This window comes from uncultured Acetatifactor sp. (assembly GCF_948601915.1).
GTDB lineage: Bacteria > Bacillota > Clostridia > Lachnospirales > Lachnospiraceae > Acetatifactor.
On the sequence record NZ_CAPDXS010000063.1, the window covers coordinates 1 to 6593 of the forward strand.

Sequence of the window (6593 nt, forward strand, 5' to 3'; positions counted from 1 at the left end):
TTATTCTGCTTTCCTCTCCTATGGTAATAGAATCTCTTAATATTTTTTTCAGTACTTTCTCTGTTCCCTCTACGGCAATAAGTCCTCTAGTACTTATGGTATCTCCTCCAATTCGGTATATGCTCAATGAAGGTATCCTATTATAATGCGTAATTGCTCCAATCTTTGACATTCTAATCCACATATCGTAATCTTGTCTTGCAGACAGATTCTCATCAAACAATCCCACTTTCATTGCCATGTCTTTTCTTATTACAACTGCACTTGTTGGTCCAATACAGTCTTCATATATCAAATCACGATACATATTACCCTCATAATTTCTTTGTTCTGATGATAAGAATTCCCCATCAATTGTAACATAACGATATTTGCTTGAAATGATATCTGGATTATATTGCCCTATTGCCTCTTCAATCAATTTCAAGTAGTACTCATCCCATTCATCGTCAGAATCCAAAAAGGCTATATACTCCCCAATCGATGCCTCAATTCCTCTATTTCTAGAATAATTTGCACCCCGATTTGTATCATTAACCAACAAATGAATTTTTTTGCTATCATATTTTTTAATCTCTGATACTATTTTTAACTTTAGTGGAGAATCTTGAGGATTATCATCGACCAAAACCAATTCCCAATCCTGGAAGGATTGTTTAACAACACTTCCTATTGCTTTCTCCACAGTTTCCCATTCTGTTTTATATGTTGGCATTACTACTGATATCATTAGCTTACCTCCTACATTTGATTATCTCTGATAATTAAATGTCATCGAAACAAATAAATTGCTGTAGATGAATGTCCGCTTAACATGCAGTCTGCCAACCAGTATAAGAAAAATAATAATACATAAATTATCGACCGATTCTTTTTGCTTAATCGAGACCGCATTTCTAATACTCTAGGCAAATAAATATTATTAAAAGCGATAAAATATATTCCCAATCTATACATTATTGTTAGATATACCTGCAAGAATGTACCTACTATTCCTAACACAGAATAAAAAAATAAAACATTGTCATAATCTTTACTGTCATTTTTTTGATTATTCATTGTAATATAGGCAGTAATAAAAAAGAACAAATTAATCAAAAACGATGGTGATGTTAATACAGCATGTAAAGGTACGAATGAGCTATTATTGTCCACCAAATATCGGGCATACCTATACAACGGTCCCGTTAGAATTCTCGATAAAAATATAACAATATATTGCCAAAATACCACTAAGCCAATGCTAAAAGTAATAAAGAGTTTTTTTCGATGCCGTGTTTTGATTGAATCTTTCACCAACCAAATTATCAACATCAAGATTGCAATTATTAATGAAAAAGAATGAATAGTTGTGGCTATCAAAGAACTAACTAAAAATTTTAAATATTTATTTCTTCTTAAATAACAAAAAGAAACTAAAAGAATTGCAATAGCCATGGATTGCCGCATCAAGTTCAACGAAACATGATATTGGCAAAACATATAATAGGCATATCCTTTCCACATCGAAATATCATCTTTAAAGGCATATAAGGTATAAATCACACATCCAAGAATCAAAATCTCTGTATAAAATAAAAGCCATCCCGTTCCATTAAATATCCTAGAAATCAAATATGCAAAAAATCTATAACCATATTCAGTATATGTAGTATCGATTCTGTTTAATTCTGCAAAAGATGATACCCTATCTGCCTCCTGCATCATTAGTTTTCCATAAACTAATACATCGGTCCCAATTTCGTCTGAGCGTAAACCAGCTAATATTGACGGCAGTATTACTGCAATAACAAGTGGTATTATGTTCTTTATAGAACCATGTTTATTTCTGTTTACAGCTGTTATATTCCTATTAGTCGAATAAACAGAAGTCTTTCCACATGACTTTCCCTTTCTCTCACTTATATAAACAAAAAAGACGGATACAAATATAACGGTTAAATAAAGCAATCCAGACAAGAACAAATTCATATTATTTTGTCTCCAAAAGTAAATCATCAATCATAATAGTATTATCCAATTTCACCATCTCGACTACTATTTCTCTTCTTTTTTCTGCATATATGCACATCTTCTGATATCGTTCAATCATCTGCATAATGCCCATATATATAGATTCTACAGATTTTGGGTTAACATATACAGCCGCGGAACCTGCAATCTCTGGTATCGAACTTTTATTAGAAGCAACCGTAGGCTTTCCCCTCATCAGAGCCTCAAGCACAGGAAGACCAAATCCTTCGTTATGAGATGGGAATAACAAAAAATAACAGTTTCTATATAAATAATCCAATTCCTCATCTGTTACATATCCTTTTAATTCAACTTGGGCATGAAGAATACTATCATCAACTATTCTATGTCTAACTATTGCTGAAGCTTGACAATCATTTATACCTGTTGCAATCATTTTTAATTTTCTATCATTTTTTTCTTTTACATACATTTCAAATGCTTTTAATGCTCTAATAAAGTTTTTTTCAGGTCGCCCAGCGCTGACAAATAGTATATATTTCATTTTAACCGTATGTTCGCTATAATCGTTGTCCGGAAATGCAACAGATTGAATATAATACTTTATATCTCTTACTCCTCTGATTCTATTTAGACTTTGCATTGAATAATTCGATACTGTAAATATCGAATCCGCGCAAGCCACAATCCGCTTTAAAGCTAATTCTATCTCTAATGAATGAATATTCCTTCCTAATGCAAGCAAAATAGGATTCGCTTTAACTCCTTCTTTGAGCACCCCATCATATTTATCATAGCCCATTTCCTTATGCCTACGGTCATGAATAGTTAAACATATTCTAGTTTGAGGATTATTCCTTCGAAATGTTTCTAGTTCTTTTGCATATTTCAATGAATCATTAATGTGTGGACAGAAATATATATCTTCAGCGTTTATTTTTAATTCATGGATTCCATTCAAACTTATGATATTACCGATTTTTGTGAGGAACAAGCTACTAATAACATCTCTTGACTTCTCACAACAAATTAGTTTTACTTGCAGTTCCTCACCAGAATTTTCTCTTTTCAACAATTCCTGAACCAATCTTCGTGTGTAGTTATTCCCACCATTATATTTTCCGGATTCAGTAAAAGAAAAAGATTTCCTTACATCTACATAAATCGTCTTATGATGTTGCATAACATATTCTCCAATTTACTAATGTTCCAAGCGAAGGTAATGCCTTTCCAGCTCAGATGAGACTTCAGCAATCTCATATCCAGCTCTTTTTACATATTTCCCTGCCTCATACCTATCAATATCAACTGATTTTTCCCCTATCATGCCGAGAATCTCTGATGTCCATTTTTGCTCGCCATCAGCTAGTTTCAATTGATAACTATATGGGGTAATAAGAACGTCTCTCGGAACATTATCAGATACTATTGTCCGTAGTCCATTCGCCTGAGCCTCAATAGCAACAATACCTAAACCTTCTGATGATGACGATGATAATATGAAAAAATCACTTGCACTAAGGTATTTTTCTACTTCATCTGTGCTCTTAATAAATGCTATATATTTATCTATTTCTTTTGATTTAGCATAATTTTGTAGCTTATCTTCTAGCTCACCCTGGCCAATAAGTATTAATCTGAAATCCTGATCAATCTTGATTAGAATTTCAAGCATCTTTAACACAAATATTTGATTTTTCTCCTTTACACACCTGCCAATTGTGCAAAGTATTTTTTTGTTTTGGAACCCAATCCTATCTCTAATCAAATCCCTATCAGCCTCAGAAAACCTAAACTTGTCTACATCTATTCCGTTCTTCAGAATTTTGAAATATTTTCCATTAATAACTTCCTCATCATAAAGCCACTTTGCAGCAGACATTGAACATGCCATGTATTCTGTTGGCGCACTCATATATTTATTTCTAAAATACTTGTGTACAATTGTCTTTATCTTCTCAAATTTTCCAACAACACTCGTATTATGTATGTGACAAATAACATTTTTTACCCCGTATTGTCTTGCTAAATTTGAATAGTACAGTCCCTGACCATTTGAACAATGTATATGTATAATATCGTAGTGCTGACTAGCTAACAGTTTTCTTAGTCCTGCTGATGTTGCTATCAATTTAAAAAAAATGATTTTAGGTTCTGAGTTAATAATAGAATATATACCTCCACCCCTTTCCATAATTTGCTCATCCAAGCGTTCTTTTTTCTTTGTATTAACAGCAAAATCAAACTGAATCTTTTTCCTATCAATATGCTTATAAATGTTGAATACGAGGCTTTCTCCTCCACCTGTTTCCAGATGCTTAATATAATGAAGAACTCTCATTGGTGAAGTTTGGTCAGCAATATATTCATTATTGTTCTCAAAATTGTCGTTCTTTATATGCTTTGTTTTATTGCAATTATTCATACAATTTATCTATCCTTGTTTACAAGCAACAGCTTATGTGCACATCCCTTGTAATTGAACCGTTTGTTTTCCTCAAACTCTTCAGGGAAATAGCCATTCATAATCTTCACAGTTCGCAATAGCACCAAATAGATATGGATATCACAACTCATTGATAACCTTCAAAATATTTCCCTTAAATTGTGTATTTAAAAAGTTCTCCTCAACGCGCTTCTTACCGACTGCTCCCATTCGAATTCTCATATCCTTGTCACTCGCCAATTTCTTCAATGCATCAGCATACTTCTCCACATTCCGGTTCTCTACTTCAAGACCAGTCTTCCCGTCCAAACTAACATAATTAACTCCAGACCCCGGAATTGTGAATGTCACAGCCGGTTTCCCATAGTACATACCCTCCGCTAAAGCCAACCCAAACGCTTCATTCTTCGTAATAGATGGAAAACAAAAGATATCCATTGCTGTAAGATACCCTTTCAATACCACATCATCTACTAACCCCAAGAAATGAATCTTCTTATCATTCCCTGCCTCTGCTTTAAGATTCTCCGTTTCTTCACCTTTACCAGTAATATAAATTTGAAACCTATCATCTAACAAATGAGCCGCTTGAATCAGATACTTAAAGCCCTTATACTCTGTATGACGGCCTACTGCGAGACAGATAATCTTGTTCTTATTTATTGCTCGAATTTCTGCCGCCTTCCTTTCAACTTCTGGAGATTCTTGCAACCGTTCTACATTAATACAGTTCGGAACAACCCTACACTTCTCTTTGACATTTCTCAGCCACGGGCTTCCCTCGACATATGGAGGACTCGTGGCAATTAGAACATCAGCTCGCTCCACTAACCTCCTGTTCTGCCTAATAAAAAACTGTTTCAAAAATTTCTGCTTTACGATATCAAGATGCCAGTAAATAGCAAATTTGCAGAATTTTGGTATGTATTTCAGAAGATAACGAGCCACAAAAGGATTCGGATAATGGAAAATGATGATATCAGGGACAAACGCATCGATTGTCTCCTTTAATTTCTTCCCTATACTCCTCGACAATCCCTGTGAAGCAACTGTTTTAAATACGCCACAACGGATTACTTCAATGCCATCAACCGCATCAGTCTTATCTTCATCATTATCATTAAAGCAAATAACCTTCTGCTCATACTTACCCACAAACGAGTTCACACAGTTCTGAGCGATTTGCTCCGTGCCCCCACGAAACGGATAATAATACTTCGATACATGCAAGACTCGTTTCATGTCCCTATCTCTCCTTCAAGAACCCAATATCCTGACCTTTCAATCCTTGAGATACGGCGCATAAATTCCCCACCCCTTGTGATAAACTAAACCGTCCGCACCTTTCACCATATACCGCACCGTACTGGCGCAGTGTTCCCTGCACTCCCTGTAAAACGAACTTGGCAGCTTCACATACTCTTGGAGTTGCTCCAGCACATAGCCACACTTCTGGTACAGATATCCGTTCCCATACCGCTCAAGACATTCCAACAGTTTGTCCTCATCCAGTCCAGGCAGACGCATAATGCATTCCACCACATCCTCCAGTCCCGCCTCCCCCTCGAAGTTGTAAAGGCTGTCCACCACTGTCTGCTCCAGACTGGTCACTAGGCTTCCACCTACCCCTACTGTATCAGCCTTCGGCTTAGGATGTACCCTGCGGTAGAAAACTCCATTGTATCGAAAATCTGTGAACCTTGTCTCTGTCGCCACAAAGACCTCGTTCCTCACGCCAGGCGCATATCCCCACACTTCGAAAGCACTGCGCAAGGCCACATATCCATCCGAAAACAGTCTGCTTCCAATCTGATACCTTGTCAGCACCGGCTCCTCCGTTTCCGTATCCATCACTGTATACAGATTCCGGTGGATTCTGTCGATGTAACCCTTTCTCTGATAATCATTCACCAGATAAGTCACGGCTGACCGCTCCCCCACCATCTCAGTGACATCCTGTAAAGTAAAGCATCCCAATTCTCGCATCCTGTCATAATACTCGACAATAAAAAGCTGTTTTTGCTCCCCGTCATGCTTCTTGCTCATCTCTGACACTTCCCACCTCATATCCGTCCCTGTAGCTTGTTCCCTTATAGGACAACTAAACCATCAAGCCGAATCTCTCGCTTCATCTGCCAGCCTTCAAATAGTTCGCCTAACTGACATGTAAGGC

General features: G+C 36.3%; 6 protein-coding genes. All 6 read right to left on the reverse strand.

Annotated elements, in window-relative coordinates; genetic code table 11:
* Positions 1-730 (reverse strand): glycosyltransferase (locus tag Q2B33_RS12210; RefSeq protein ID WP_300914054.1); only part of this gene is annotated, 730 nt, incomplete at its 3' end.
* Positions 731-771: 41 nt separating this feature from the next.
* On the reverse strand, positions 772-1971 hold the full coding sequence (locus Q2B33_RS12215) for an EpsG family protein (RefSeq protein WP_296456659.1): 1200 nt from the start codon (positions 1969-1971) through the stop codon (positions 772-774).
* Between the two features lies 1 nt (position 1972).
* Positions 1973-3157 (reverse strand): glycosyltransferase family 1 protein, encoded by a 1185-nt coding sequence (locus Q2B33_RS12220; protein ID WP_296456655.1) that lies wholly within the window; start codon positions 3155-3157, stop codon positions 1973-1975.
* Between the two features lie 18 nt (positions 3158-3175).
* A complete protein-coding gene (locus tag Q2B33_RS12225; RefSeq protein WP_300570683.1) occupies positions 3176-4399 on the reverse strand; it encodes a glycosyltransferase in 1224 nt (407 codons plus the stop codon).
* 141 nt (positions 4400-4540) lie between these two features.
* A complete protein-coding gene (locus Q2B33_RS12230; protein ID WP_300570680.1) occupies positions 4541-5662 on the reverse strand; it encodes a glycosyltransferase in 1122 nt (373 codons plus the stop codon).
* Positions 5663-5701: 39 nt separating this feature from the next.
* The gene (locus tag Q2B33_RS12235; protein WP_300570677.1) at positions 5702-6466 is read right to left on the reverse strand and encodes a hypothetical protein; all 765 of its coding nucleotides are present in this window, start codon (positions 6464-6466) and stop codon (positions 5702-5704) included.
* Positions 6467-6593 lie beyond the last annotated feature (127 nt).

Excerpts from the sequence above, each read along its gene's own strand:
- Q2B33_RS12215 (WP_296456659.1), bottom strand. The coding sequence starts at position 1,971 with ATGAATTTGTTCTTGTCTGGATTGCTTTATTTAACCGTTATATTTGTA.
- Q2B33_RS12220 (WP_296456655.1), bottom strand. The coding sequence starts at position 3,157 with ATGCAACATCATAAGACGATTTATGTAGATGTAAGGAAATCTTTTTCT.
- Q2B33_RS12225 (WP_300570683.1), bottom strand. The coding sequence starts at position 4,399 with ATGAATAATTGCAATAAAACAAAGCATATAAAGAACGACAATTTTGAG.
- Q2B33_RS12230 (WP_300570680.1), bottom strand. The coding sequence starts at position 5,662 with ATGAAACGAGTCTTGCATGTATCGAAGTATTATTATCCGTTTCGTGGG.
- Q2B33_RS12235 (WP_300570677.1), bottom strand. The coding sequence starts at position 6,466 with ATGAGCAAGAAGCATGACGGGGAGCAAAAACAGCTTTTTATTGTCGAG.